At 72.1% G+C, this 25410-nt stretch carries 20 protein-coding genes; 14 read left to right on the top strand and 6 right to left on the bottom strand.

The annotated features are described in order from the left end of the window. Positions 1 to 229: 229 nt before the first annotated feature. From ACHUEU_RS11755 to ACHUEU_RS11735, 5 genes are all read left to right on the top strand, one after another. Positions 230 to 1702, top strand: a complete 1473-nt coding sequence (locus tag ACHUEU_RS11755) for an HNH endonuclease signature motif containing protein (RefSeq protein ID WP_394216311.1) — start codon at positions 230 to 232, stop codon at positions 1700 to 1702. Between the two features lie 66 nt (positions 1703 to 1768). After that, a complete protein-coding gene (locus ACHUEU_RS11750; RefSeq protein ID WP_394216310.1) occupies positions 1769 to 2059 on the top strand; it encodes a YrhK family protein in 291 nt (96 codons plus the stop codon). A gap of 204 nt (positions 2060 to 2263) precedes the next feature. Beyond that, entirely contained in the window at positions 2264 to 3070 is an 807-nt protein-coding gene (locus tag ACHUEU_RS11745; protein WP_394216309.1) for a hypothetical protein, read from the top strand. Next, a complete protein-coding gene (locus ACHUEU_RS11740) occupies positions 3070 to 4785 on the top strand; it encodes a DNA polymerase Y family protein (protein ID WP_394216308.1) in 1716 nt (571 codons plus the stop codon). Before ACHUEU_RS11745 ends, ACHUEU_RS11740 begins: the two co-directional genes overlap by 1 nt. A 12-nt stretch (positions 4786 to 4797) precedes the next feature. After that, positions 4798 to 8223 (top strand): error-prone DNA polymerase, encoded by a 3426-nt coding sequence (locus tag ACHUEU_RS11735; protein WP_394216307.1) that lies wholly within the window; start codon positions 4798 to 4800, stop codon positions 8221 to 8223. A gap of 18 nt (positions 8224 to 8241) precedes the next feature. On the opposite strand, the gene ACHUEU_RS11730 is transcribed toward ACHUEU_RS11735, so the two are convergent. Continuing rightward, positions 8242 to 10971, bottom strand: coding sequence for a YhgE/Pip family protein (locus ACHUEU_RS11730; protein WP_394216306.1), 2730 nt, complete (start codon positions 10969 to 10971; stop codon positions 8242 to 8244). After that, positions 10968 to 13730, bottom strand: a complete 2763-nt coding sequence (locus tag ACHUEU_RS11725) for an MMPL family transporter (protein WP_394216305.1) — start codon at positions 13728 to 13730, stop codon at positions 10968 to 10970. Before ACHUEU_RS11725 ends, ACHUEU_RS11730 begins: the two co-directional genes overlap by 4 nt. 159 nt (positions 13731 to 13889) lie before the next feature. Here ACHUEU_RS11725 and ACHUEU_RS11720 point away from each other — a divergent pair, with 159 nt between their 5' ends. The 5 genes from ACHUEU_RS11720 to ACHUEU_RS11700 all read left to right on the top strand — a co-directional run bounded on the left by ACHUEU_RS11720 (position 13890) and on the right by ACHUEU_RS11700 (position 18148). Further along, positions 13890 to 14564 (top strand): TetR/AcrR family transcriptional regulator, encoded by a 675-nt coding sequence (locus ACHUEU_RS11720; protein ID WP_394216304.1) that lies wholly within the window; start codon positions 13890 to 13892, stop codon positions 14562 to 14564. 179 nt (positions 14565 to 14743) lie between these two features. Next, a complete protein-coding gene (locus ACHUEU_RS11715; RefSeq protein WP_394216303.1) occupies positions 14744 to 15544 on the top strand; it encodes a GH25 family lysozyme in 801 nt (266 codons plus the stop codon). 72 nt (positions 15545 to 15616) lie between these two features. Beyond that, the gene (locus ACHUEU_RS11710) at positions 15617 to 16384 is read left to right on the top strand and encodes a queuosine precursor transporter (RefSeq protein ID WP_394216302.1); all 768 of its coding nucleotides are present in this window, start codon (positions 15617 to 15619) and stop codon (positions 16382 to 16384) included. Between the two features lie 106 nt (positions 16385 to 16490). Further along, positions 16491 to 17882, top strand: a complete 1392-nt coding sequence (locus ACHUEU_RS11705) for a multidrug effflux MFS transporter (protein WP_394216301.1) — start codon at positions 16491 to 16493, stop codon at positions 17880 to 17882. Further along, positions 17879 to 18148, top strand: coding sequence for a putative immunity protein (locus ACHUEU_RS11700; RefSeq protein WP_394216300.1), 270 nt, complete (start codon positions 17879 to 17881; stop codon positions 18146 to 18148). The genes ACHUEU_RS11705 and ACHUEU_RS11700 overlap by 4 nt, the downstream gene beginning before the upstream one ends. A gap of 555 nt (positions 18149 to 18703) precedes the next feature. Here ACHUEU_RS11700 and ACHUEU_RS11695 read toward each other — a convergent pair. Both ACHUEU_RS11695 and ACHUEU_RS11690 read right to left on the bottom strand, forming a co-directional pair. Next, complete coding sequence (locus ACHUEU_RS11695; RefSeq protein ID WP_394216299.1) at positions 18704 to 19273, bottom strand: maltokinase N-terminal cap-like domain-containing protein; 570 nt, start codon at positions 19271 to 19273, stop codon at positions 18704 to 18706. Between the two features lie 36 nt (positions 19274 to 19309). Further along, positions 19310 to 19930: an HAD-IA family hydrolase gene (locus tag ACHUEU_RS11690; RefSeq protein WP_394216298.1), complete on the bottom strand. Its 621-nt coding sequence runs from the start codon at positions 19928 to 19930 to the stop codon at positions 19310 to 19312. A 66-nt stretch (positions 19931 to 19996) separates the two neighbouring features. On the opposite strand from ACHUEU_RS11690, the gene ACHUEU_RS11685 reads away from it, so the two are divergent. Both ACHUEU_RS11685 and ACHUEU_RS11680 read left to right on the top strand, forming a co-directional pair. Continuing rightward, entirely contained in the window at positions 19997 to 20800 is an 804-nt protein-coding gene (locus ACHUEU_RS11685; protein WP_394216297.1) for a TSUP family transporter, read from the top strand. Between the two features lie 93 nt (positions 20801 to 20893). Further along, the gene (locus ACHUEU_RS11680; protein WP_394216296.1) at positions 20894 to 21856 is read left to right on the top strand and encodes a PAC2 family protein; all 963 of its coding nucleotides are present in this window, start codon (positions 20894 to 20896) and stop codon (positions 21854 to 21856) included. Between the two features lie 20 nt (positions 21857 to 21876). On the opposite strand, the gene ACHUEU_RS11675 is transcribed toward ACHUEU_RS11680, so the two are convergent. Next, positions 21877 to 22674, bottom strand: coding sequence for a transglutaminase-like domain-containing protein (locus ACHUEU_RS11675; RefSeq protein WP_394216295.1), 798 nt, complete (start codon positions 22672 to 22674; stop codon positions 21877 to 21879). A 144-nt stretch (positions 22675 to 22818) separates the two neighbouring features. Here ACHUEU_RS11675 and ACHUEU_RS11670 point away from each other — a divergent pair, with 144 nt between their 5' ends. Then, on the top strand, positions 22819 to 23454 hold the full coding sequence (locus ACHUEU_RS11670) for a TIGR03085 family metal-binding protein (RefSeq protein WP_394216294.1): 636 nt from the start codon (positions 22819 to 22821) through the stop codon (positions 23452 to 23454). A gap of 32 nt (positions 23455 to 23486) precedes the next feature. On the opposite strand, the gene ACHUEU_RS11665 is transcribed toward ACHUEU_RS11670, so the two are convergent. Continuing rightward, entirely contained in the window at positions 23487 to 24506 is a 1020-nt protein-coding gene (locus tag ACHUEU_RS11665) for a methyltransferase (protein WP_394216293.1), read from the bottom strand. A gap of 95 nt (positions 24507 to 24601) precedes the next feature. Between ACHUEU_RS11665 and ACHUEU_RS11660 the strand changes: the two genes are divergently transcribed. Then, complete coding sequence (locus ACHUEU_RS11660) at positions 24602 to 25393, top strand: ParA family protein (protein ID WP_394216292.1); 792 nt, start codon at positions 24602 to 24604, stop codon at positions 25391 to 25393. Positions 25394 to 25410: the final 17 nt, after the last annotated feature.

Below are 25410 nucleotides of genomic sequence, written 5' to 3'. Positions count from 1 at the left end.
AGCAGGCCGACCGTTCCTCCACCGAAGTCACTTATGCACAATCCCCTGGAGAATCTTCCCCTCCACACCACCCACTTATCCACGTTATCCACAGATTCTCCGTGGGGTCTTGCGCCGGCGCGTCGTCTCGATAGAGTTGCGGCAAGACAATTCGTCATATTCAGCTCGCAGGACTTCACTGTCGTTCTCACAAGGATTCGCCGACCAGGTCCGGGAGGAGGTGTGCACAATGGGTGATCTTCGCGATGGCGCGAACGCACCGTTCGATGAGGACGCGACCGGTGAGGCCTCCTCCCGGACGGAACTCTCGGTCGACGCACTCTCGGAGCCGACCCCCGCTACCCCCGTCCTCCCGCCGCATCTGCGGCCCGTCCATGCCGCCTCGATCCAGGAGAGCCGGCGCCTCGCGGCGCGCTTCACAGCTCTCGCCCCGTCGTTCCACGACCCGGAGAGCGAGGACTACGACGCGGACGCCGCCGAGGCGGAGATTCTCTCGGCGGCGCTCGCCCTGCGCTGCACCCGCACCGTCGCGGACCGCATCCTCCGCAATGCCCACATCGCGGTCACCCAGCTGCCCCGCACCCTGGTCCGGCTGGAGTGCGGAGAGTTCCCCGCCGCCTGGTTCGATCGGATCCTGCGCCGCACCCGGCATCTCACCCCGCACCAGATGGCCTTCGTGGACGTCGCCGCCTCGTGCTGGCCGGCCACGTCGACCACAGAGCAGTTCCATCACCGGCTCTCCCGACTGCTCGGCCGCGTGGAGTCCCAACAGGAGACCCCCGCCCACCTGACCCCCGAGGGTCGGCGCCGGGTGGAGCTGCTGCCCACCCGCGACGACGGGATCGGCTGCCTGCGGGTGATCGGCCCGGCCCCGGAGATCCTCGCCCTCGCCCAGCGGCTGGACTCCGCCGCTCGCGCGATCCAGGCCGCCCAGCGCCACGCCTTCGAGGCAGGAGAGACGCCACCGCTGGATCCGCGGGGCACCGTAGCCGGGACGGCGACCCCCGCCCCCCTCGCTCTCCTCCAGTATGACCTGCTGGGCGGTGCGGCCTTCGACACCGACGGGGTCCAGGTGCCGCAGCCCCGTTTCCGGCTCAACGTCACCGTGCCCGTCCTGACGCTGCTCGGCGGTTCCCAGGAACCCGGCATGCTGGAGGGCGCGATCCCGATCCCCGCGTCGATGGCGCGTGAGCTCGCCGGAGCGAGCGAGACCTGGCACCGCGTGCTCACCGATCCGTGCAGCGGCGCCTTCCTGCCGCTGCCCGCGACGCGCTACACCCCGACCCGCGCCATGCTCGAGCACCTGCGCCTGCGCAACACCACCTGCGCGGTCCCCGGCTGCACCCGCCCCACCTCCTGGGCCTCCGAGGCCGACCACATCGAGGAGTACGACCACGGGGATCCGGAGCACGGCGGTCTCACCGAGATCGAGAACCTGCACCTGCTGTGCTGGCAGCACCACCGGGCGAAGACCGCCGGCCTGCTCGACCCGACCCGCCTGCCGCGCACTCCCGGCCTGCCGGGACGGACCGCCTGGTCGATCCGGGACCGGGTGAGCGTGATCGTCCGCGACAACGAGGATCTCGCCACCCCGCACATGACCGAGGCGCTCATGGACTCCTGGACCCGCTACCAGGCACGGCTCGAAGCGCGACGGCGCGCCCTCGAACGGCGGAAGAACCCGCCGCCACCGCCGTACTGAGACCACGACGGATCTCCGTGAGGGGATGCGACGCAACCTGGCACGCCCGACCCGCCAGGAGGCACAGTGCGACTCTTCGACTCCAGAGCCCGTCAGGTCACCACGCAGCAGGCTCGTCGCTACGCGATGTTCGAGATCCTGCACACGATCGCCGACGTCCTCGCCGCGCTCCTGTTCGTCGTCGGGAGCATCCTGTTCTTCTCCGAGCAGACGCAGTTCGCGGGAACGGTCTGCTTCCTGATCGGCTCGCTCTTCTTCGCCGCGAAGCCCAGCATCCGGATCATCCGAGAGCTCTGGCTGGCCCGATCGCACAAGGTGGACCGACTGGCGGGAAGGCCCCGGAAGACCCGCCGATGACCGACGGCTGACCCGTCGGCGCCGCCCCGCTCCTGCGCCCCCCTCGTGACCGTCGCCTGTCACACCCCTCCCGCAAGCTTCGTATGCATGTTCGAAGCCACGACCCGAACCCCTTGAGGGGTGCGCCGCAGAGGCGTACAGTTCGAACCCCTGTTCGAACACCTGTGCGAAGGGGAACGGCGAGGAGCGGGAGGAGGACGCGTGATGAGCACAGCCGTGCAGGCGACGGAGGAGCGCGAGCAGCGCCTGTCCCGGGCCCGGGCCGCCCTGGGCGCGGCCGAGCGCTCCGCCGCACGCTGGGGCGGCCGGATCGACCGCACCGCCCTGCGGTCCTCGCCGCAGTCCGTCGACGATGCCGCCGATGACGGGCTCGGCACCCGCCTGCCGGTGCCGGGACCGCTGGCGACGCTGTTCCCGCGCGGCAGCCTGCGGGCCGGCAGCTCGGTGGCGCTCGAGGGCGCGGCGAGCACCTCCCTGCTGCTCTCCCTCGCGGTCGCCGCGGCGGGGGAGGACTCCTGGTGCGCGATCGCCGGGATGCCCGACCTGGGGCTGCGCTCCGCCCTGGACGCCGGGCTGGATCCCTGCCGGCTCGCCCTCGCCCCGGCGGGCGGTGAGCAGCGCCCGCAGGTGCTCTCCGCCCTGGCCGACGGGGTGGGAGTGCTGGTGCTCGGCCCCGAGCTGGACCTCGCCCCCGCGCTCTGGCGCAGCCTGCTGGGTCGGGCCCGCACCGCCGACACCCTGGTCCTCGCCGCTATCCCGCCCGGCCGCGCCGATCTCACGCTGCGCACCACCACCCAGGGGTGGACCGGTCTCGGGCAGGGCTCGGGACGGCTGCGCCGGCGCCGCCTCGAGATCACCGCCGAGGGGCGGGGGATCGCCGGGCACCGCACGGCCCGGGTCGTGCTGCCGCAGGTGGACGGCATGATCGCGCAGGCGCCCCGCAGCGCTGCGGAGGATCGTGCCGGTGAGGGCCCGATGCGCCTGCTGCCGCCGGTGCGGAGGGCGGGCTGATGAGCACGGCTGTCGCTCCCCCCGCGCCACCCGCTGCCGCGACCCGCACCGTCGCCGTCACCGTCCCGGACTGGCCGCTGCTCGCGGCGCTGGACCGTCATCAACGCCGCGACGAGGACGCCCCCGCCCTCGACCTCGCCGCCACCCCCGTGGTCCTGCTGGATCAGCACCGGGTCACCCATGCCGGGGCCGCGGCCCGGCAGGCCGGGGTGCTGCCGGGGATGAAGCGCCGTGCCGCTCGCGCCGCCTGCCCCGAGGCACTCGTGCTGGAGGCGGACCGGGAGCACGAATCCTCCCTGTTCGAGCTGGTCGCCGCCGCGGTGGACACGGTCGCCGCCGGGGTGGACGTGCTGCGGCCCGGGGTGCTGCTGATGTCGGCCCGCGGCCCCGCCCGCCATCAGGGCGGCGAGGGAGCCCTGGCTGAGCGGATCCTCGACGCGGTCGCCGAGCTCACCGGCTGGGACTGCGCCGTCGGGATCGCCGACGGCCCCTTCGCCGCGCTGCTGGCCTCCCCACCGGGCCGGATCGTGCGCGAGGGACGCAGCGCCGAGTACCTCGCCCCGCATCCGATCACCACCCTGCGCAGTGCCCCCGTCGGCCCGGGCTGGGGTCATCGCGGCCAGCCCTCGGCCACCCGCCCGGAACGACGGCTGGACCTCGCCGAGACCGTCGACCTGCTGCAGCGGCTCGGCATCACCACGCTCGGCGACCTCGCCGCGCTCCCCTCGGCCGCGGTCGCCGACCGCTTCGGACCCGACGTCTCGACCCTGCACCTGCTGACCCGCGGCCAGGAACCCGCTCCGCCCGCCGCGCACCATCCCACCCAGCCGCTCCTCGTCGAGACCACGCTGGAGACCCCGCTGGTGCGCACCGACCAGGCGGCCTTCATCGCCCGTCCGCTGGCCGAGCAGCTGCACACCATGCTGGTCGAGCGGGGGCTGGTGTGCACCCGGCTGCGGATCGTGGCCCGCACCGAGGGCGGCGAGGAGATGGAGCGCACCTGGCGGCATGACGGAGCGCTCACCGTCGCCGACATCGTGGACCGCCTCCGCTGGCAGTGCGACGGCTGGATCACCCGCGCCCGCCTGGGCGGCCCCGCGACCGGGGCGATCACCCGGCTCGGCCTGCACCCGCTGCAGCTGGCCCCGGCAGGGGAGAACGCTCCCGCCCTGTGGGGCAGCGCCGGGGAGGCGGCCCAGCGCGCCTCCCGTGCCCTGGCCCGGGCCCAGGGGCTGGCGGGGGAGGACGCGGTCCAGGTCCCCGTCCCCACCGGCGGGCGGCTGCTCGCCGAGGAGGTGACGCTGGTGCCCTGGCGCAGTGAGAAGCCCGCCCGGCGGGAGGGGCCCTGGCCGGGCTCCCTGCCGCGCCCGGTGCCCGCCACCGTGTTCCGGCAGCCACCGCCGGTACGGCTCGAGGACGCCGCGGGTAGGCCCGTCGTGGTCACCGCGCGTGGGCTGCTGAGCGCTGCGCCGGCCCGGCTGCTCATCGCCGCACCGGGCCTGCCCGCCCTGCAGCGCGTGGGACTGCGCGCCGGCTCCGGCTGCCCGGTGCTCGGCCACGGCGCCCCCGTCGTGATCGACGAGCGCTGGTGGGCGCGGGACGGCCACCGCGCCGCCCGCCTGCAGCTGGTGGTGCGCGGCGTGAACGCCGAGGAGACCGCGGTGCTGGCGCTGTCACGCACGGGGGAGTGGTCGTTGGAGGGGCTCTATGACTGAGGTGGTGCGCTGATGGCCCGCTGGTTCCTGGGCCCGCCCGCCTGGAAGGACCTCGAGGCGATCCTCTCGGACCGCCCCGCCGAGGTGGTCTCCCCGCCGGTCGTCATCGAGCACACCGGTCAGGCCACTGATGATGCCTACCGGCCCGCGCGCACTGTCGACTACGCGGAGCTGCACGCCCACTCCCACTTCAGCTTCCTCGACGGCGCCTCGAGCCCCGAGGACATGGTCACCCAGGCCGCCCGGCTGGGGCTGGTGGCGCTCACCCTGGTCGACCACGACGGACTGCCCGGCGCGGTCCGCTTCGCGAAGGCCGCGGGGGAGGCGGGGATCGCCACCGTGTTCGGCGCGGAGCTGACGCTGGGCCTCGAGCCCGGGGCGGAGGCCGCGAGCTCCACCCCGATCATCTCCGCGCCCCGCACCGGGATCCCGGACCCGGACGGCGAGCACCTGCTGGTGCTGGTGCGCGACACGGCCGGGTATCGGCAGCTCTCGGCCGCGATCGCCCGTGCCCACCTCGACAGCGGGCAGAAGGCCGCCCCGCGCTACCGGCTGGCGGAGCTGTCCCGCCTGGCCCGGGAGGGGCACTGGCTGATCCTCACCGGCTGCCGGAAGGGAGCAGTGGCCCGGGCCGCGGCCCCGCACCTGGAGAGCGGGGACCTGGAGGCGGCGGCCCGCGCCGCGGCGGGCGCGATCACCCGCCTGGTGGAGCTGTTCGGCACCGGGAACGTCGCCGTGGAGCTTATCGCGGGCGGCGGGGGAGAGGCGGACGAGCTGCACGACGCCCTCGCCCAGGGCGCGCGCCTGGTGCGGGAGGAGCACGGCCTCGATGAGATCTCGCTGCCGCTGGTGGCCACCACCAACGCCCACTACGCCCGCCCGGCAGATAAGCGCCTGGCCGACACCCACGCCGCCCTGCGGGCCGGGGTGCCGCTGGCCCAGGCCGATCCCCACCTCTCCTCCCGCCCCGCTCACCTGCGCAGCGGGGAGGAGATGGCCCAGCTGCTGCCCCGCTACCCGGGGGCCATCGCCCACGCCGCGCGGCTGGGCCGGGACTGCGCCCTGGACCTGCGCCTGCTGGCCCCGGACCTGCCGCCCTTCCCGGTGCCCTCCGGGCACGACGAGGCCAGCTGGCTGGTGGAGCTGGTGGAGATCGAGGGCCGCGAGCGCTACGGGCCGCGGCCGACGGCGGAGCGTCCCGAGCAGGTCCCCGGAGCCTGGGCGCAGATCGACCACGAGCTGCAGGTCATCATCGATCTGCGCTTCCCCGGCTACTTCCTCATCGTCCACGAGATCGTCGACTTCTGCGCCGGGGAGGGGATCCTCGCCCAGGGGCGGGGCTCGGCCGCGAACAGCGCCGTCTGCTATGCGCTGGGGATCACCGCGGTCGAACCCGTCGGCCACCACCTGCTGTTCGAGCGCTTCCTCGCCCCGGAGCGGGACGGACCGCCGGACATCGACATCGACATCGCCTCCGACCGCCGCGAGGAGGTGATCCAGCACGTCTACGACCGCTACGGACGGGAGAACGCCGCCCAGGTCGCCAACGTCATCACCTACCGCGCGAAGCTCGCGGTGCGCGACGCCGCCCGGGCGCTCGGCTACGACCCCGGTGCGCAGGACGCCTTCGCCAAGCGGATCGAGCGCTCCTTCTCCTCGCTCGCCGACGCCGACGTCCCGGGCGACGTCGTGGCCCTCGCCCATCAGCTGCGGGATGCCCCGCGCCACCTGGGCATCCACTCCGGCGGGATGGTGCTTGCGGACCGCCCGGTGATCGAGGTGTGCCCGGTGCAGTGGGCCGCGATGGAGGACCGCTCCGTGCTGCAGTGGGACAAGGACGACTGCGCCGACGCGGGCCTGGTGAAGTTCGATCTGCTGGGACTGGGGATGCTCACGGCGCTGGACCATGCGCTGGCGATCATCGCCGAGCATCACGGCCAGCACTTCGAGCTGCGCACCCTGCCGCAGGAGGACGAGGCGGTCTACGACATGCTGTGCGCGGGCGACAGCGTGGGCGTGTTCCAGGTGGAGTCCCGCGCGCAGATCTCCACCCTGCCGCGGCTGCGGCCGCGGGTGTTCTACGACCTGGTGGTGGAGGTGGCGCTGATCCGTCCCGGCCCCATCCAGGGCGGAAGCGTGCACCCCTACATCCGGCGCCGCAACCAGGAGGAGCCGATCACCTTCCTCCACCCGCGGCTGGAGAAGTCCCTGGGCCGCACGCTCGGGATCCCGCTGTTCCAGGAGCAGCTGATGCAGATGGTGGTCGACGTCGCGGACTTCACCCCGGCCCAGGCCGACCAGCTGCGCCGGGCGATGGGCTCCAAGCGCTCCACCCAGAAGATGCTCGAGCTCTCCGACGCCCTGTTCGCGGGGATGGCCAGGCACGGCATCGTGGGAGAGGACGCCGAAGCGGTCCACCGCAAGCTGCTCGCCTTCGCCAACTACGGCTTCCCCGAGTCCCACGCCTACTCCTTCGCGTACCTGGTCTACGCGAGCTCGTACCTGAAGTGCCACTACCCGGCAGCGTTCACCGCGGCCCTGCTGCGCTCCCAGCCGATGGGCTTCTACTCCCCGCAGTCGCTGGTGGCCGATGCCCGCCGCCACGGCGTGCTCACCCGCGGCCCGGACGTGCTCCGGAGCCGGGCCCGCACGGATCTGGAGACCGACGCCGAGCACATCGGATACCGGGTGGATCCGCCGCGGGAACAGGTGCAGGGGGAGACTGCGGCGCGCGGCCCGGCGATCCGGCTGGGTCTGGACCAGGTGCGGTCGATCAGCACCGGGACCGCCGAGGAGATCGTGGGGGAGCGGCAGCGCGGCGGGCCGTTCGGCTCCGTCCCGGATCTCGCCCGACGGGTGCGGCTGACCGCCCGTCAGCTCGAGGCGCTGGCCACCGCCGGGGCGCTGGACGCGCTGGCGAGCACGCGCCGGCAGGCGCTGTGGGCCGCGGGCGCCGCCGCCCAGGAGTCCCCGGGCACCCTGCCCCATCTCGCCGTCGGCGCACAGGCGCCGATGCTGCCGGGGATGAGCGAGGCGGAGCTCGCCACCGCCGATGCCTGGGCCACCGGCATCACCCTGGACGAGCACCCGATGGCGCTGCTGCGTGAGCAGCTCGCGGCCGACGGGGTGCTCTCGATCGCCGGCACCCGGGAGGTGGCCGACTCCACCCGGATCCGGGTGGCCGGGGTGATCACCCACCGCCAGCGCCCGGCCACCGCCGGGAACGTCACCTTCCTCAGCCTCGAGGACGAGACCGGGATCCTCAACGTCGTCTGCTCCCAGGGGTTCTGGGTGCGGCACCGGGCCGTGCTGCGCACCGCTCGGGCGATCGTGCTGCGCGGCATCGTGGAGAACCGCAGCGGGGCGGTGAACCTGGTCGCCGACGAGGTGGCGCCCCTGGACCTGGCCGCAGCGGGCCGGTCCAGGGACTTCCAGTGAGCCTCCGGGTCGAGGTGCTCAGGCCAGCGCCGGGACCGGTCGGGCACCCACGTGCTCGGAGCGATCGGCCAGCCGCGCCCGGCGCGAGGCCACCAGGGTCAGCAGCAGCGAGACCGCCGTCCAGGCGAGGATCGCCAGCAGGGTGCTGGTGGTGCTCACCAGCGTCCCGCCGAGCGCGGCATGGACCAGGCCCTGGGTCACGATCGACAGCGGCATCAGGGAGCTGAGCGACTGCAGCAGCTCCGGCGCGGTCTCCACCGGCAGGATCCCCACCAGCGTCACCACCTGCAGCACCATCAGCACGATCGAGGAGATCCGGCCGATGCGTGCGCCGAGCACCGTCAGCAGGCCCTGGTGCAGCGCCGCGAACATCACCGCCCCGGCCAGGGTCAGCACACCCACGGCGAGCGGGGAGACCGGCGCGATGCCGATGGCGGTGAGCACCGCCAGCACCGCGACGGACTGCACCACGGCGATCAGCAGCGCGGGGGCCAGCGAGCGCAGCACCACCTGCCACATCGGCAGCGCCCGGTCCAGCAGCCGGCGGCGCAGTGCCGGCAGCAGCAGGAAGGTGCCGAAGGCGCCCAGCCACAGCGCGAGCCCGGTGACGAAGGGGAAGGTGGCGGTGTCCGCACCATTGGCCTGGTTCCACTGTTCCGCCTCGGTGCCGACGGGCGCGGCGGCCATCTCGCCCATCCGGGAGCGCTCCGACTCGGTGTACGTCGGGACGGAGTCGGCGCCCTCACGCAGCCCCTCGGCCAGCTCGTCGCTGCCCTCGGCCAGCTCTCCGGTGCCCTCGGCGAGCTCATCGGTGCCCTCGGCCAGGTCTCCGGTGCCCTCGGCGAGCTCCTCGGTGCCGTCGGCCAGCTGGTCCGCGCCGGTGCCGAGATCGTCCGCCCCCTCGGCCAGCTCACCGGTGCCCTCGGCGAGGTCTCCGGCACCCCCGGCACTGGCGCGGGCACCCTCGGCCAGCTGGTCGGCGCCCTCGGCGAGCTGGTCCACGCCGTCGGCGTACTGCACCAGGCCGTCACGCAGTCCGGTCACCCCGGTCACCAGCTCTCCGGCACCGTCGGCGCTGGAGCGGGCACCCGTGGCGAGCTGCTCGGCAGAGGCGGTGAGGCCGGGGTTCGCCGCGGTCCCGTCCCCGGTGAAGGCGGTCTCGATGCCCTCGGCGTAGGTGACCAGGCCCTGGGTGCCCTGGACCAGGCCCGGCTGCTGATCGGTGCCGTTGATGCCGTCGGCGAGCTGCTGGACACCATCCGCGGCGGTGGTCGCGCCCTGGCTCACACCCTGTGCGGTGGCGGTGAGGCCGGGGTTCTGGGCGGTGCCGTTTCCGTTGACGATCGTGTCGAGGCCCGCGGCGGCGTCGTCCACCCCGGAGACGTAGTCGGTCATGCCCCCGGCCTGACCGCACAGTGCCCGGGCCTGGAGGGCCTGCTCGCTCTGATCCTCCTCGGGGAAGCTGCCGGCGAGCGCGCAGGCGGATTCCTGCATGCTCCCGGCCAGCGCCGTCATGCCCGGATTCTGCTCGGTGCCATCGCCGTCGACGATCGTGTCCAGGCCGCCGGCGAGCTCCTCGGTGGCGGCGCTGTAGGCGACCACGCCCTCGGCGCCCTGGGCGAGGCCGGGCTGCTCGGGGGTGCCGGCCAGTCCGTCGGCGGCCTGCTGCGCCCCCTGGCCGAGCTCGGCGGTGCCGCCTGCGACGCTCTGCGCGGTGGGGACCAGACCGGGGTTCTCGGCGCTGCCGTCCCCGGTGACGGCGGCGTCGGTCTGGGCGACGCCGCCCGCGAACTGCTCGAGGCCGGTGGCGAGCTGATCGGCGCCCGCGACCAGGCCCGGGTTCTCGGCGGTGCCGTCGCCCTCGACACCCGCGGCCAGCTGCTGGGCACCGTCGAGCAGACCCGGCTGACCATCGGTGCCGTGCATGCCGTCCTGGAGTCCGTGGACGCCGCGTGCGAGCTCCTCGGTGCCGGTGGCCAGGTCGTCCAGGCCGTCGGCGAGCGTGCGGGAGCCGTCGGCCAGCTGCCAGCTGCCGTCGGCGAAGGTCCACACCCCGTCGGAGAACGTCCGCGCTCCGTCGGCCGCCTCGCTCGTGCCCTCGGCGAGGGTGAGGGTGCCGTCGGCGAGCTCCTGGGTGCCGTCGTCGAGCTCCGAGGTGCCGTCGGCGAGCTCGCGCGCGCCGTCCGCGGAGTCCGAGAGACCATCCTGGATGTCGTTGAAGCCGAGGTAGAGGCCGTTGAGGTACTGCTCGGCCATCTGCCCGCCGACGGTGGAGGCGGACGCCTCGGCGACCGCGGTGGCCACCAGGGTGTTGATCTGGCCGCTGGCGTCGTTGGTGGTGACCTCGAGGATCGCCGGGGAGGCCTCCGGGGTGCCGATGGTGGCCAGGTGCTCCGAGAAGTCCTCCGGGATCACCACGAGGGCGGAGTAGCTGCCGTCCTGCAGGCCCTGCTCGGCATCCTCCAGGCTGGTCAGCCGCCAGTCGAAGCCGGTGGTATCCGGGGTGTCCTGGCCCTCGACGGTTCCGGGCTGGGTGAGCGCACCGGCCAGCAGCCGGCCGAAGGGCACGGTCTGGACCTCGCCGTCGGCGTCCTCGATCTCGGCGCCCTCATCGAGGTTCACCACGGCCGCGGGCACGGTGTCCAGGCGGTCCACGCGGCCGCTGAGGGCCCACATGCCGAGCCCCACCACCAGCAGCGGCAGCACCAGGACGACGAGGAGGGTGCGGGGATGCGACAGGCGGTTCATGCGTGGGCTCCTTCGAGGGTCGAGGCGGTGGAGCGCTGGACGGACAGGGCGAGCAGACGGTCAGGGACGCGCAGCGCGCCGTGCAGGTGGCGCTCGGCGTCGATGGGGTGATCCTTGCGGGAGCCGACGATCACCGTGGCCCCGGCCTCCAGCAGTGCGTCGAGGCGCTCGACGAGCGTGTCGTCGGTGGCGGCGGCATGCGCGAGGTCCCCGATCTGCTCGATGACGACGACGGCACGGTCCAGGCCGTGCTCGCTGAGCCCGGCCAGACGCTCGGAGACCTGCTCGCCGGCCCCGATCCAGTGGGTGCGGGCCTGGATCGCGGCGACGTCGTCGGGGGCGAGGCGGTCGTGGACGGCGAGCACGCCGGAGGTGGGGCGGTGACGTCCCGCGGCGAGCGCGAGGAAGGTCGCGCGGGCGGCGTCGTCCGGGTCGCGCACCACCAGCAGGGTGCCGGGGGCGATGGCACCGGTGAGCGGACCCAGGGTGCCGGGCGCGCCCAGCAGCGGGGCGACCGTGTCCTGGAGGCGGAGCGCCAGCTTCCCGTGCGCCTCGGTCCAGCGACGGTGCTCGAGCACGGCGGCCAGGCCCTCGCCCTCGACGTCGACCGTGGGCAGCGCGCGGGACAGCCATCCCGGCAGCCACCAGGCGTGCCGGCCCAGCAGGGCGAGCACGGCGGGCACGAAGGTCATCCGCACCACGAAGGCGTCGACCAGCACGCCCACGGCGAGGGCGACGGCGATCGGCTGCAGCATGAACCAGCCGGAGGTGACGAAGCCGGCGAAGACCGAGACCATGATCAGCGCGGCGGCGGTGACCACGGGGGCGTTCGCGGTGAATCCCCGCTCGATCGCGCCGCGGGCATCACCGGTGTGCACGAACTCCTCGCGCATCCTCGAGACCAGGAACACCTCGTAGTCCATCGCCAGGCCGAACAGCACCCCCATCACCATGATCGGCATGAAGGAGACCACCGGGCCGTTGACGTCCACGAACAGCGGCCCGTTGAACCAGCCGTACTCGAACACCATCGCGGTCACGCCGAAGGCCGCCACCACCGAGAACAGGTAGCCGACGGAGGCCTTGAGCGGCACCCAGATCGAGCGGAACACCAGGGCGAGCAGGATCAGGGAGAGACCGACGACGAACAATGCGAAGGGCAGCAGCGCGGAGGAGAGCTTGTCGGTGACGTCGATGCCGACGGCGGTGGCGCCGGTGACGGTGACGTCGGAGATCGACAGCTCCCGCTCCCAGCCGTCGGCCCGGTCCCGCAGCTCGGCGACCAGGTCCTTGGTGGACTGATCGGTGGGACCGCCCTCGGGGATCGCCACCACCACGGCCATGTCCGCACCCCGGTTCGGGGTCGCCAGCTGGATCTCCTTGACGTTCTCGAGGGCGGCCACGTCGCTCTCCAGCTCGTCGACGACGCCGAGCGGATCGGTGGTGTTGATGATGTCGGCGGTCACCAGCAGCGGACCGTTGTAGCCCGGACCGAACTCCTCGGCGACCAGGTCGTAGGTGTCGCGCGCGGCGGTGCCGGTGGGCTCGGTGCCCAGATCCGGCAGGGCGAGCTCGAGGTCCTTGATCGGCACCGCGAGGGCGCCGACGCCGACGATCACCACCAGGATCGTCAGCGCAGGCACCTTCGTCACCAGGCGCACCCAGCTGCGGCCGAGGCTGCGGCGGGGCGATGCCTGCGGGTCGGGCGCCGGCAGGGTGCCGCCGTGCTCGGCCATCCGGCGGCGAATGCGACGCGGTCGCAGCCGCTCGCCGAAGATCCCCATCATCGCCGGGAGCATGGTCAGCGCGACCACCACGGACAGCGCGACGGTCGCGGCCGCGGCCACACCCATCACGGTGAGGAAGGGGATGCCGGTGATGAACAGGCCCACCAGGGCGATGATCACGGTCATGCCGGCGAAGATCACGGCGCTGCCGGAGGTGGCCAGGGCCTTGCCGATCGAGTCGCGGACGTCATCGCCCTGGCTGAGCTGGTCGCGGTGGCGGGAGAGGATGAACAGGGCGTAGTCGATGCCGACGGCGAGGCCCAGCATCGCGCCGAGCGCCGTGGTGACGGAGGGGATGTCGATCCCGGCGGAGAGCGCGACCAGGGCGAGCATCGAGACCCCGACGCCGACGATCGCGGTGATGATCGGGATCACTGCGGGCACCAGGGAGCGGAACACGATCGCGAGGATGAGCAGGGCGACGATCACGCCCACGATCTCGCCGGCGCCGAAGGGGATCTCCGCGCTCTGCAGCACCTGACCGCCGAGGTTCGCGTCCAGCGTCGCGGTGTCGGCCTCCGCGACCAGCCGGCTGATCTCCTCGACCGATGCTGCGGGGTACACGCCCGTGGGGAAGTCCATCTGGAACTGGCCGATGACGGCGGTGCCGTCCTCGTTCAGAGTGCCGGGGGAGAGCTCGTCGAAGGGGGAGGGGGCCACCGAGACGTGCTCCACCTCTCCGATCTCACTCATCACCGCATCGATCTCGTCCTGGTGCTCCTGAACCGTCGAGCCGTCCTCGGTGACGAAGACCACCTGCCCGGCGGTGCCGCCCATCTCCGGGAAGCGGTTGGCCAGGGCGTCGATGCCGCGCTGGCCCTCGGTGCCGGGGATCTCGATGTCGGAGGCGAAGGTGCCGCCGAGACCCACGGCGAGGCCGCCGACGATCACCAGCAGGACGATCCACGCGCCGACGATCTTCCAGCGCAGCGAGGCCATCAACAGACCGAGGCGGTACAGGGACGAGGACACGAGACCTCCAGGGCAGGTACGAGCAGGAGAGACGCCGGATCGCCTGCTCGAGACGCCCACGCATTCGATACATGAATGTATCGGTGGGATACTATCGGCACAACACCCCGGCGCGCACGGAGGGCCCGGGAGTGAACGTCGACACATTCATGAGGAGCCATGAGCGAACTGTTCGAGCCGCTGCCGCAGTCCGCGGGCACCCGGCGCCGGGAGAACACCCGCACCAAGCTCGTCCGGGCCTCGCTCGAGGTCTTCGTCGAGAAGGGGATCGACGGGGTGACGGTCGATGACCTGGTCACGGCCGCCGGGTTCACCCGCGGTGCCTTCTATTCGAACTTCTCCACCAAGGAGGAGGTCTTCACCGCCCTGTTCGACGAGGTCACCGCCGAATTCATCGCGATCGCGAACGCCTCGGTCGAGTCCGCGATCTCCGAGGCGTCCTCGTCGGACGCGCAGCAGTCGCCCGATTTCGACGACGCCGGCGTCATGCTCGCCGTCTTCGAGGGGATCCGGCCCTTCGGGCGTCAGTGGTATCTGCTCTACTCCGACGCGATCGCGCGCTCCCTGCGCGACGAGCAGATGCGGGCCGAGCTCGCCGTCCAGCGCGAACGGCTCAGGGACCGGATCGGCGCGATGCTCACGGTGCGGCTGGAGGCCTCCGGAGCCCGGGCGCTGCTGGCCCCGGAGGATCTCGCGCAGCTGCTGATCGGCATCTTCATCGACCTCATGCTGCGGGAGCAGATGGAGGACCGGGATGTCACCGAACTCGCCGCGACCACGATCCTGGGGACCTTCCACGCCTTCATCGCGGCCTCCTCGCCGCCCACGGACTGATCGTCACCCCGTAGCGCTCCAGCTCCACCCGTTCCGCCCGATTCGCCGGGACACGCCGAGTTGGGGCCGCGCGGATGCCCTGAGATACCGGAGCACGTACGGTGCACCCGGTGTGACGACCGTCGCGCCGCGCTTTCCTGTCTTCCCGCCCCGTTCCCCTGCTTCCCCCAGGAGACGCCATGTCGTCCTACCGGCCCCGCCATCTCACCCCTCCTCCCGCCGCACCCGAGCAGGTCGGCCCCTCCCGTCGCTCGCTGCTGCGCGGCGGCGCACTCGGTGCGGCCGCCCTCGGTGCCGGCACCGCGGCGCTGACCGCACCAGCCGCCCAGGCCGCCGGCATCTTCGGGCAGGACGTCTCCGGCTGGCAGGGAGAGGTCGACTGGGCCGCCCAGGCCGACCTCGGCTCCCGCTTCGCCTACGTCAAGGCCACCGAGGGCCGTTCGTACCGCAGCCCTGCCTTCGACCATCAGTACCTCGGCGCCGGCAATGCGGGGCTCGTGCGCGGCGGTTACCACTTCGCCCGCCCCGACTCCGGCGGCCCCGAGGAACAGGTGGACTTCTTCCTCAACAACGGCGGCGGCTGGTCCGAGGACGGCATCACGCTGCCGGGCATGCTCGACCTCGAGGGCTACTCCGGGCTCCCGCGCGACTACGGGCTCTCCCAGCAGGAGATGCGCGACTGGATCATGGGCTTCTCGAACCGCTACCGGGAGCAGACCGGGCGCCGACCCGCGCTCTACACGAACCTGCACTGGTGGAACGACGTGGTGGGGGACTGGACCCCGGTGAACTCCCCGCTGTTCCTCGCCGCGTACCGCGCGGACCGCCCCACCGCCCTGCCGGGGCGCTGGTGGGGCTGGGAGATGTGGCAGTACTCGACCACCGGTCCCTTCGCCGGCGACTCCAACCTCTGGTTCGGAGGCGAGGAGCAGTTCGCGCGCTTCGTGGGCGAATACGACTACGGCGCCGCCGGAATCTGAACCCGCGCATCTGAGCTCCGGGCGGGTCGCGACCCCATGGTCGCGGCCCGCTGTGCTGTGTACCCTTCCCCGGTGATCACCGAGCAGAACACTCCCCCCACCCGCCAGCACTCTGGACGCCCGGCCGGCGCCGTCTACGCCGACCGGGGCAGCTCTCACTTCGACATCCTCCTGGCCGCCATGGTCACCGTGGTCGTGCTCTCGGGGATCGGCGCCGCCAAGGGCGTCAGCTTCGGGACCATCCCGGGCACCGGATTCGACATCCTCACCGACGGCGGCTTCTTCCTCTTCCCCCTCGCGTACGTGCTGGGCGACATCATCACCGAGCTCTACGGGGCGCGCAGCGCCCGCCGCGCGATCCTCACCTCCTTCGCCGTGAGCATCCTGGCCTCGGTCAGCTACCAGGTGATCATCGCCCTGCCCCCGTTCCCGGGCGAGTACGGCCAGGCGAAGCAGGAGGCCCTCGAGCTCGCGCTGGGGCCGGTCTGGATCATCGTCCTCGCCGGGCTCGCCGGCTTCCTCGCCGGCCAGAGCCTGAACTCCTTCGTGGTGACCCGCATGAAGCGCCGGATGGGGGAGCGGGGCCTGATCGCGCGGCTGTTCACCTCCTCGGGGCTCGGCGAGCTGGTGGACACCCTCATCTTCTGCTCGATCGCCTCGGTCGCGATCGGCATCACCACCCTCGAGCAGTGGGCCGAGTACACGCTCCTCGGCTTCCTCTACAAGGTCATCGTCCAGTACGCGATGATCCCGGTGACCTCCGCGGTGATCCGCTGGCTGAAGCGCACGGACAGGAGCTACCAGGAACGGCTCGCCGCGGACCGGCGGTCCGCCGCCTGACCCGATCTGCAGCGGGCGCCGACGCCTGCATAGGATGGTGCGATCGAGCCGGGCGGGATCCCAGTGATCCCCCGGCTCGACGTCTGCCCGTCTCGAAAGGACCCCCGTGGCCTCCGCCGCCGACGACACCCCGCGCGAGGACTCTCGCGAGGAGCCGACCACCTCCACCGGCTCCGTCCCGACCATCACCGGCGCGATCCCCACCATCACCGGCGCGCTCCCCGTGCTCGAGGACCCGGCGGATCGCGAGCTCGCCCAGCTGCCCGACGAGGAGGAGCTCAGCCGCACCCGCGGCAAGGTGACCGCGATGGTGATCGTCGTGCTCACCACCCTCAGCGCGATCGGCCCGCTGGCCACCGACATGTACATCCCGGCCTTCCCCGAGGTCGCGGGCGAGCTGTCGACCAGCGCCTCGCGGATGCAGCTGACCATCACCGCCTTCTTCCTCGGCACCGCGAGCGGTCAGGTCGTCGCCGGCCCACTCTCGGACCGGATGGGACGCCGCGCACCGCTGCTGATCGGTATCGTCCTGTGCCTGCTGGCCTCGATCGGCTGCGCCCTCGCCCCGAGCGTCGAGATCCTGCTGGTGCTGCGCGTGCTGCAGGGGATCGGCGGCGGCTTCGGGATGGTGCTGGGCCGCGCGGTGCTGATCGACATGACCGACGGCCCGGAGCTGTTCCGGATCATGAACATCATGCAGGGCGTGGGCGGCGTCGCCCCGATCGTCGCCCCGCTGCTGGGCGGCATCATCCTGGTGTTCGGCCAGTGGCGCGAGATCTTCCTGGTGATCGCCGCCATGTCGCTGATCTCGCTGCTCGGGGTGCTGCTGCTGATCCCGGAGTCGCTGCCCGTCTCCCGTCGCCACTCCGGCGGCTTCCGCACCTTCCTGCGGAATGTGCGCGCGTTGCTGCGTCGCCGGATCTTCGTAGCATACATGCTGGTCAATGCGTTCTCGGCGTTCGCGCTGATGGCCTATGTCTCGGCCTCCTCCTTCGTGGTCCAGGAGATGCTCGGCTTCACCTCGAGCGAGTACTCGGTGAGCTTCGCGATCAACTCGTTGGGGATGATGACGATGTCGCTGCTCTCGGCGCGACTGACCCGCACCATCCATCCGCGGACGCTCATCCGGATGGGGCTGATCGTGGTGTCGCTGGCGAGCTTCGCGCTGCTGATCGGGAGCCTGTTCCTGGACACCCCGGCGTGGATCGTGCTGCCGGCGTTCTTCTTCACCGTCGCACCCCAGGGCATGATCTTCGGCAACGGCGGGGCGCTCGCCTCCAGCCAGGCGAGAGAGTTCGCGGGCACCGGCTCAGCGATGCTGGGGCTGGGCTTCTCCTTCTCGGCCTCGCTCGCCGCGCCGCTGGTGGGCATCGCCGGCACCCACTCCTCGCTGCCGATGGCGATCGCGATGGTCGTGGGCTGCCTGATCTCGGCGACGTTCTTCGTGCTGGCCGGACGGGGGAGCGGCACTCCGAACCCGCATGCGGGAGCAGCATGATCCTGCCCGAGGTGCGCGATCCGCGGATGGTGACGATCCGTCGCGGCGGGACGCTGCGGGACGAGCACCACCAGCTGCTGGCCCTCTGGGCGGCCGACTGCGCCGAGCACGACCTGGGAGCGGCCGCCTATGCGCTGCAGGCGGTGCGTGAAGCGCGCGGAGATGACACCCTGCGTGCCGAACGGGACTGGCAGCGGGACCGACTGCCCGCCGAGATCCGGGAGCTGGTGCTCGAGGATCAGAGGCGACGCGACGCGATCTGCTGATCGGTCTTCTCGGTGTGAGCCGGGGGGAGTCCCCGTCGCCCTGATGGCTCTGTGTCCCTGATGGCTCTGTGTCATAGGGCCGAAGGTCGAACGACTCGCACCGAATTGCTCTTGCGGCACCATGACCTGCACGTTCGGGGTGGATTCGCAGGTCAGAGGGATGTTCGGGGGAGTCAGGGGAGAGGTGGCCCGAGTGCGCCATCGGAGCTCGGCGTCGGACAATACCTCCGCACCCATACGTGCACAGCGTTCTTGATACGTAATCCGAGTCTCTATGCCTGAGGGCTGTTCATGGGCCCTCGAGGTTCGCTCCGGCCAACTGGTGGGCGGAGTCACGCGGTGAGCTCGTCGTGCGCGGGAACTACCGGCGTGCACGGGATTCACCTCGGATGGCATTGCCTCCGGCGACTCCAGCAGAACTGTCTCCGGCAGGACCCTGAAGGGCGCACAAGAGAGGTGACGCGCCAGGCGTACGGCTGGCAGGTCTCGTGCATCCTCAGCACCTCGAGACACCGCCGATAATGCACGTTATGTAAAGTGGAGGCAGTGGGGCGCTCAGTACGCGGCGACCACTCCCTCGCCGCCGGACCAGCGGGCGCGCAGCCGGACGATGCCGTCGAGATCGCCGAGTGTGCGCGCGATGGTGAACGGTGCGCCCTCCAACAGCTCGTCCCCGGTGGGCAGCTCCTCGCCCTCGTCGACCTCGAGGCTCAGCGTGACGGTCTGCGGCTGAATCTCGATCAGCTGGCCCTCGTCCGAGTAGATCCCGAGCTCGGCCTGCGCCTGCTCCCCGCAGAGCGCCCGGCGGAAGCAGTCCAGCACTAGCTCGTCGCCGAGGCCGTCGTAGACGTAGCGCTCCCCCAGCACCGAGTGCTGCATCGTGGCCAGCAGGTGCTCCTCGGCGCCCTCGACCGGTGCGGGACGGTATGACAGCGGCAGATGGTAGGTCGTCTCTCCCACCCGCACCAGATGGCACTCCGCGCCGACCTCGCCGTCGGGATCGTCGAAGCGGTAGGCGCCGAGCAGCTGGATCTCGCCGCTCTCGCACCAGGAGCGGCTGGACAGGAAGTCGCGCAGGATCTCGGGCTTGGACGGACGGAGCTCAGCCTGGTAGATGATCGCCATCCCCCCACGGTAGTCGCCCGCTCCCGGCTCCGCGCCTCAGTCGCTGAGCAGGCTGAGCACCTCATGGAGCGCACCGACCCGGGCCGCCCCGCCGGCCTCGAGCGGGACCCCCGGCGTCTCCAGCAGCACGCCGCGCACCTCGGCCGCCGCGGCGGCAGCGACGTCAGCGGGGCGGTCGCCGACGGCGAGGCAGTCCTCGGGCGGCAGATCATGGTGTTCCAAGAGGGCGAGCACCATGGCCGGGTCGGGCTTGCGGGGGTACCCGTCGGGCGCGCAGACCAGGTCATCGATCCGGAGGTCGAGCGCCTCGATCAGGGCCAGGGCGCTCGCGCGGTCACGGTGGGTGCAGACCAGGTTCATCCCGCCCCGCTCCCGCACCGCGGTCAGCAGGTCGCGGGCACCCGCCGTCACCGGCGGAGGATGCTCCTGCCAGTGCTGTTTCGTGGCCTCGTAGGCCGTGCGCAGACGGTGCTCGGAGACGTCGTGCCGCGCGGCCAGCGTGCTGATCGCGTGGGAGCTGGAGACGCGCGTCAGCAGCGCCACCTCGTGCAGCAGCTCGCTGCCGGGACGGGGGTCGATGGCGGAGGCCAGGGCCCGGTCCACATCCGGATAGGTGTCCACCAAGGTGCCGCCGAGGTCCCAGATCAGTGCCTGCATGTCCGCCATTCTGACAGGTGGGCCAAGGATTCGTCACAGCCGTCGAGGCCGGTGTTCACTGGGCCCGTGCCCCCGATCGATCAGCTCCTGGAGCTCTCCGTACTGACGCTCGTGCTCCTGATCGGGGCCGCCTTCCTCGCCGGCTGGGTGGATGCGGTGGTGGGCGGCGGGGGCCTGATCCAGCTGCCGGCGCTGCTGACCGCGCTGCCGGACGAGACCTCCACCGGCGCGGTGCTGGGCACGAACAAGCTCGCCTCCGCCGCGGGGACGGCCGTCTCCTCCTGGACATACGTTCGCCGGATCATGCCGGTCGCCGCAACGGTGGTGCCGCTGGTGGTGTGCGCGCTCCTCGGCAGCGCGCTCGGGGCGGGCCTGGCGGGCCTCATCCCCAAGCCGTGGCTCTCCCCGATCGTGCTGCTCGCCCTGCTGGCCGTCGGCGCGTACACGCTGCTGCGCCCCGCGATGGGATTGGAGCACGCACCCCGCCACAGCGGCCGTGCGCACCTGCTGCGCTCCGGTGGGATCGGTGGCGTCATCGGGGTGTACGACGGCCTCCTCGGCCCCGGCACCGGCAGCTTCTTCCTCATCGCGATGGTCGCTGTGCTGGGGTACGGATTCCTCGAGGCGAGCGTGCATGCGAAGCTCGCGAACCTCACCACCAACATCGGTGCGCTGCTGGTCTTCGGGACGCAGGGCGAGGTGTGGTGGCTCCTGGGAGCGGTGATGGCGGTCGCGAACGTGCTCGGCGGCTACCTGGGGGCCCGGCTCGCGCTGAGGCTCGGCTCCGGATTCGTCCGCGGGGTGTTCCTGGTCGTCACCGGAGCGCTCGCGCTGCGCCTGGCGATCGATTCCGTGGCGCTGCTCACGTGAGATCGGCATCCGACCGGGAATAGGCCCCTCGGCACCCTCGTTGCACTGGGTGCCACCGTTCGCCGCGTACCGCGGCCCGTCGCCCTGGAGGTCATGATGGATCCGACGACCCTGTTCAGCTACGAGCGCCACGTCGACTCGCGCTCCCTGCACGGGCGGACCCTGCTCGTCACGCTCGGGGCGTACAGCGATGCGGGCGATGCCCAGCGGCTGGTCGATGACCAGCTGCTGAACACGCTGTCCAGCCGTGTCATCGGCCGCCTGGACATGGACCAGGTCTACGACTATGCCGGGCGTCGCCCGGAGGTGACCCTCCAGCTGGACCATTTCGCCGACTACGAGAAGCCGGAGATCCTGTTGCACGAGGTCTCGGCGGCCGACGGTGAGACGTTCTTCCTGCTCACCGGGCCGGAGCCGTCGTTCCAATGGGAGCGGGTGGCCAGCGCGCTGCAGATCGTGGTCGAACAGCTCGGCATTGAGCGGACCCTGCTGCTGCAGGGGTTCCCGGCACCGGTCCCCCACACCCGGGAGCTGCCGGTGACCCGCTTCGCCGGCGATCCGGACTCGATCAGCGTGCGCCGCACGATGCCGGGCACGTTCCGGCTGCGCGCCCCCTTCACCGCATTGCTGACGATGCGGCTGGCGGAGCGCGGTCACGAGGTGGTGGGGCTGACGGTGCACGTCCCCCAGTACCTGCACGAGATGACCTATCCCGATGCCGCGCTCGCGCTGCTCGGAGCGATCACCGAGGAGCATGGACCGCAGCTGCCGATGGAGTCGCTGGAGTCCCAGGCCGGCCCGGTGCGCGAGGCGGTGGCCGCCCAGATCGACGCCCAGCCGCAGCTGCAGGAGATGGTCAGCGGCCTCGAGGCCCGCTTCGACCGGATGATCACCTCCGGCGCGGGCGCGGAGGTCCCCACCGCCGAGGCGATCGCGGCCGAGGTCGAGGACTACCTCGCGAGCTTCGAGCAGGAGGACCGGGACAAGGACGCCGGCACCCCGGACGGTGACGCCGAAGGCCCGGACCCCGACGGTCCAGCGCCGACCCTCGGCTGAGGTCCGGTGGGGCGGCGTCCTCAGCGCAGCGCGATCCGTTCGCGGTGCACCTCGGGCGGCAGCGCCGGGTCCACCACGGCGGTGACCTGGATGCCGGTGAGGGTGACGTTGCCCGCGAGGGTGGTCATGAAGGCGGTGTCGGCCGCGTCCTGCCCGGTCGCGATCCGCATCATCGAGGCGCGCGGCGCCAGATGGGTCGCATCGACCGCCAGCCACTCCCCCTCGATCAGCGCTTCGACCACCAGGTGGAAGTCCATCGGGCTGAGCCCCGGGGCGTACACCGAGGAGCAGCGTGCCGGGAGCCCCCCGGCGCGCAGCAGCGTCGCGGTGAGATGGGCGTAGTCCCGGCACACCCCTTGGCGCGAGACATAGGTGGATCGCGCGGAATCGGTGATCGTGCTCGAGCCGGGCACGTAGTCCAGGTGGTCGTGCACCCAGTCCACCACGGCGTCGAGCGCGTCGGTCCCCTCGCGCCCGGCGATCACCTCGGCGGCGATCTTCTCGAACTCGTCGACCTCGCAGTAGCGCGAGGGGCGCAGGTGCAGCACCCCATCCGCCTCCTGGACGGTCGGTACCGCCGCGGGGGCCGCGCCGCGTGCCTCGTAGGTGATCTCGACGGTGCCCTCGGGCAGTCCCTGCACCAGGTGCAGTCGGCTGCCGAAGCGGTCGCGCGCCTCGGAGACCGGATGCTCGACCCCGTCCGCCGTCACCGACAACGATTCCTCGGTGAGCGGCGCCGAGGAGGCCGCCACCAGCAGGGCGACGTCGGTCCCGGCGGCGACCTCGGCCCTCATCCACGCGTGCGCATGTCGTTCCATCCCTCCAGTGTCCCGCATCGCCCCCACCGCCGGCGAGCGAGGGAGAGATTGCCGCCGGGTGAGGGCGGACATAGGGTGATCACCCAGACGTCACCGCCGACCCGCTCGACGTCACCGCCGTCAGCAACCAGAACTGAGAAGTCGATGCCCACCGACGCCATCCATCACGACGAGCGCGAGGCCTTCGCCCGGACGTTCCTCCTCCACGGCCCGGAGGCCCCGACGATCCTGCCGGGGTGGGACGCGGCAGATCTGCTCGAGCATCTGCTGCTGCGCGAGGGCGCACCCCACCTGCGCGCGGGGTCGCGCCTGCCGGGCCCGCTCGGTGCCCGTGCGCAGCGAGCGCTCGACGCGCTGCGCGCGAAATCCTGGCAGGACCGGGTGGCACGGTTCCAGAAGGGCCCGGGGCGCCTCTCCCCCATCGGCCGGATCGATGCGCTGAGCGGCCAGGGCGAGCTGCTGATCCATCACGAGGACCTCCGCCGCGCGCAGCCCGGCTGGGAGCCGCGACGGCTCCCCGCCGAGGCGGCGGCGGATGCCTGGCGGGCCGTCGGCCTGATGGCGCCGCTGGCGATGCGGGTGCGGGCGGAGGTCACACTGGTCTCACCGCTGGGCGGCCGGCGGCTGCGCTCCCGCCACGCGGTAGGGAGCTTGCGGGTCCACGGGGATCCGCTCGAGCTGCTGCTGTGGGTGAGCGGCCGCGATGAGGTCGCCGGGGTCCGGATCCACGGCGACCGGGCCGCGCTGCAGGCGCTGCAGGAGGGTCGACGCGGGATGTGATCCCGTCGGACCGGTGAGCCTTTGGGCCAGGCTCAGCCACGTTCGAGCAGGAACAGCCGCGGATGATGCCCCTTCTGGAAGAAGCGGTGCTCGCCGACCGATCGCCACCCGGCCGGAGCGGTCTCCAGCACCCGCTGCATGCGGGTGATCTCGTGGGTGAGCACACCCAGCCGCGCCACCGGTGCGGCCAGCTCGGCGGCACGCGCGAGCAGCTCGGCCAGCAGCTCCTCGTTGCTCTCGTGCTCGCCGTGCAGGGTGCCCCAGGGCGGGTTCGTCACCAACCGGCTGAAACCGGGCTCGAGCTGCGCCGTGCGCACGTCCCCGTGGATCCAGTCGATACGACCCTTGCGACGTGCCGCCCGCTGATGGGCCCGGGCGGCGTCGATCGCGGCCGGGTCCAGGTCCACACCCACCGCCCGGGCCGGGGCCGTCACGTGCAGCTGCTCCACCAGGAAGGTGCCGGAGCCGCAGGTCATGTCCAGCAGCGAATCCTCCGCGCGGACATCCAGGAGGTCCAGCACGGTGGCGGCGATGGTGGCGTTGACCGCTCCGGGGTAGTTCACGGTGCGCCAGGCACGGGTCGCCAGCGGCCGTGGGGTGGTGCGCAGCAGCACCTGCCAGGTCACGGGGGTCGCGCCCTTGCGCACCCGCACCACCAGGTCACCCTCCCCGTCCACCGGCAGCTCCGCCAGCTCGGCCAGCGAGCTCGCGAGCCGGCGCATGTCCGGGGTGCCGGCGCCGGCGGCCTCGAGCCGCAGGGCGTGGAACGTCTGGCGAGGGCGCTGGCGACGGATCTGCTCGAGCAGCTCCGCGAGGCGCTGCTGGACAGAGGTCTCGAGCAGCTCCCGGGGCCGCCGGGCGGGAACGGTGAGGCTCGTCGAGGCCGCGACCACGCGGCGCAGCGAGCGCACCGCATCGAGGTCCGCGGTGCGCAGGGCCAGCTCGGTGGGACCGATCTGACGGACCGCACCGAGCTCTCGCGCCTCCTGCAGCGCGCTCGCCCCGCAGCCGTCGAGCACCTCGAGCACCAGATCGTGCGTGATCTGCGACATCCGCTCTCCCCTGTCAGCCTGTTTCCGAACGATTCACGCAGGCTACCGCCCGTCGTAGTGCCGGTGTGCAGTCTCGGGTCGGTAGACTGGCGGACGTGTTCATCGTGAGTGTGTGTTCCCTCAAGGGCGGCGTCGGCAAGACGTCCGTGACCCTCGGCCTGGCGTCCGCGGCCCTCCACCAGGGGGTGAACACGCTCGTGATCGATTTCGATCCGCAGGGCGACTCCACCCTCGGGCTGCTCGGCGAACCGGCCAGCAGCCTGGACATCGCGGAGGTGATCAGTTCCCCCCGCACCGAGACGATCGACCGGGCCATCATCCCGACCCCGTGGGCCGCCGAGGCCGCCTCGCACCTGGACATCATCCCGGGGTCCAGCCGCTCCGCGATCATGGACTCCCCCACCCAGGGTCCGAAAGATGTGCGGCGCCTCCACCAGGCGCTGGAGAAGCGCACCCACCAGTACGACCTGGTGCTCATCGACTGCCCGCCCTCGCTCAACGGCCTCACGCAGATGGCACTCGCCGCCTCGGACCGTGCACTGGTCGTCGCCGAGCCGGGCTTCTTCGCCGTCACCGCGGCGGATCGTGCGCTCAAGCTCGCCGCCGAGATGCATTCGGACGGCATCGCACCGCGCCTGCAGCCCCTGGGACTGGCGGTGAACCGCTACCGGCCGCGATCGGTCGAGCACCAGTACCGCCTGGCGGAGCTGCGAGAGCTGTTCGGCGAGGCAGTGCTCGAGCCCATCATCGAGGAGCGGGTGGGACTGCAGCAGGCGCAGGGCGGCGCCGTGCCGCTGCACAAGTACGAGGGAGCCTCCGGCAAGCGGCTCACCGAGGACTTCGATGCCCTGCTGCGCACCGTGATGGACTCCCGCCAGAACTCCTGAGCCGGCCCCGCATGAGA

The sequence above is a fragment of the Brachybacterium vulturis genome (genome assembly GCF_043641765.1).
Taxonomy (GTDB): Bacteria; Actinomycetota; Actinomycetes; order Actinomycetales; family Dermabacteraceae; genus Brachybacterium; species Brachybacterium vulturis_A.
This window is presented reverse-complemented; position numbering and strand designations above follow the sequence as displayed.

Bases quoted from the DNA above. Each gene is read 5' to 3' on its own strand.
- ACHUEU_RS11675 (WP_394216295.1), bottom strand. From the start codon at position 22,674: ATGGAACGACATGCGCACGCGTGGATGAGGGCCGAGGTCGCCGCCGGG.
- ACHUEU_RS11695 (WP_394216299.1), bottom strand. From the start codon at position 19,273: ATGGCGATCATCTACCAGGCTGAGCTCCGTCCGTCCAAGCCCGAGATC.
- ACHUEU_RS11720 (WP_394216304.1), top strand. From the start codon at position 13,890: ATGAGCGAACTGTTCGAGCCGCTGCCGCAGTCCGCGGGCACCCGGCGC.
- ACHUEU_RS11740 (WP_394216308.1), top strand. From the start codon at position 3,070: ATGAGCACGGCTGTCGCTCCCCCCGCGCCACCCGCTGCCGCGACCCGC.
- ACHUEU_RS11715 (WP_394216303.1), top strand. From the start codon at position 14,744: ATGTCGTCCTACCGGCCCCGCCATCTCACCCCTCCTCCCGCCGCACCC.
- ACHUEU_RS11690 (WP_394216298.1), bottom strand. From the start codon at position 19,930: ATGCAGGCACTGATCTGGGACCTCGGCGGCACCTTGGTGGACACCTAT.
- ACHUEU_RS11755 (WP_394216311.1), top strand. From the start codon at position 230: ATGGGTGATCTTCGCGATGGCGCGAACGCACCGTTCGATGAGGACGCG.
- ACHUEU_RS11735 (WP_394216307.1), top strand. From the start codon at position 4,798: ATGGCCCGCTGGTTCCTGGGCCCGCCCGCCTGGAAGGACCTCGAGGCG.
- ACHUEU_RS11670 (WP_394216294.1), top strand. From the start codon at position 22,819: ATGCCCACCGACGCCATCCATCACGACGAGCGCGAGGCCTTCGCCCGG.
- ACHUEU_RS11745 (WP_394216309.1), top strand. From the start codon at position 2,264: ATGAGCACAGCCGTGCAGGCGACGGAGGAGCGCGAGCAGCGCCTGTCC.
- ACHUEU_RS11665 (WP_394216293.1), bottom strand. From the start codon at position 24,506: ATGTCGCAGATCACGCACGATCTGGTGCTCGAGGTGCTCGACGGCTGC.
- ACHUEU_RS11680 (WP_394216296.1), top strand. From the start codon at position 20,894: ATGATGGATCCGACGACCCTGTTCAGCTACGAGCGCCACGTCGACTCG.
- ACHUEU_RS11700 (WP_394216300.1), top strand. From the start codon at position 17,879: ATGATCCTGCCCGAGGTGCGCGATCCGCGGATGGTGACGATCCGTCGC.
- ACHUEU_RS11730 (WP_394216306.1), bottom strand. From the start codon at position 10,971: ATGAACCGCCTGTCGCATCCCCGCACCCTCCTCGTCGTCCTGGTGCTG.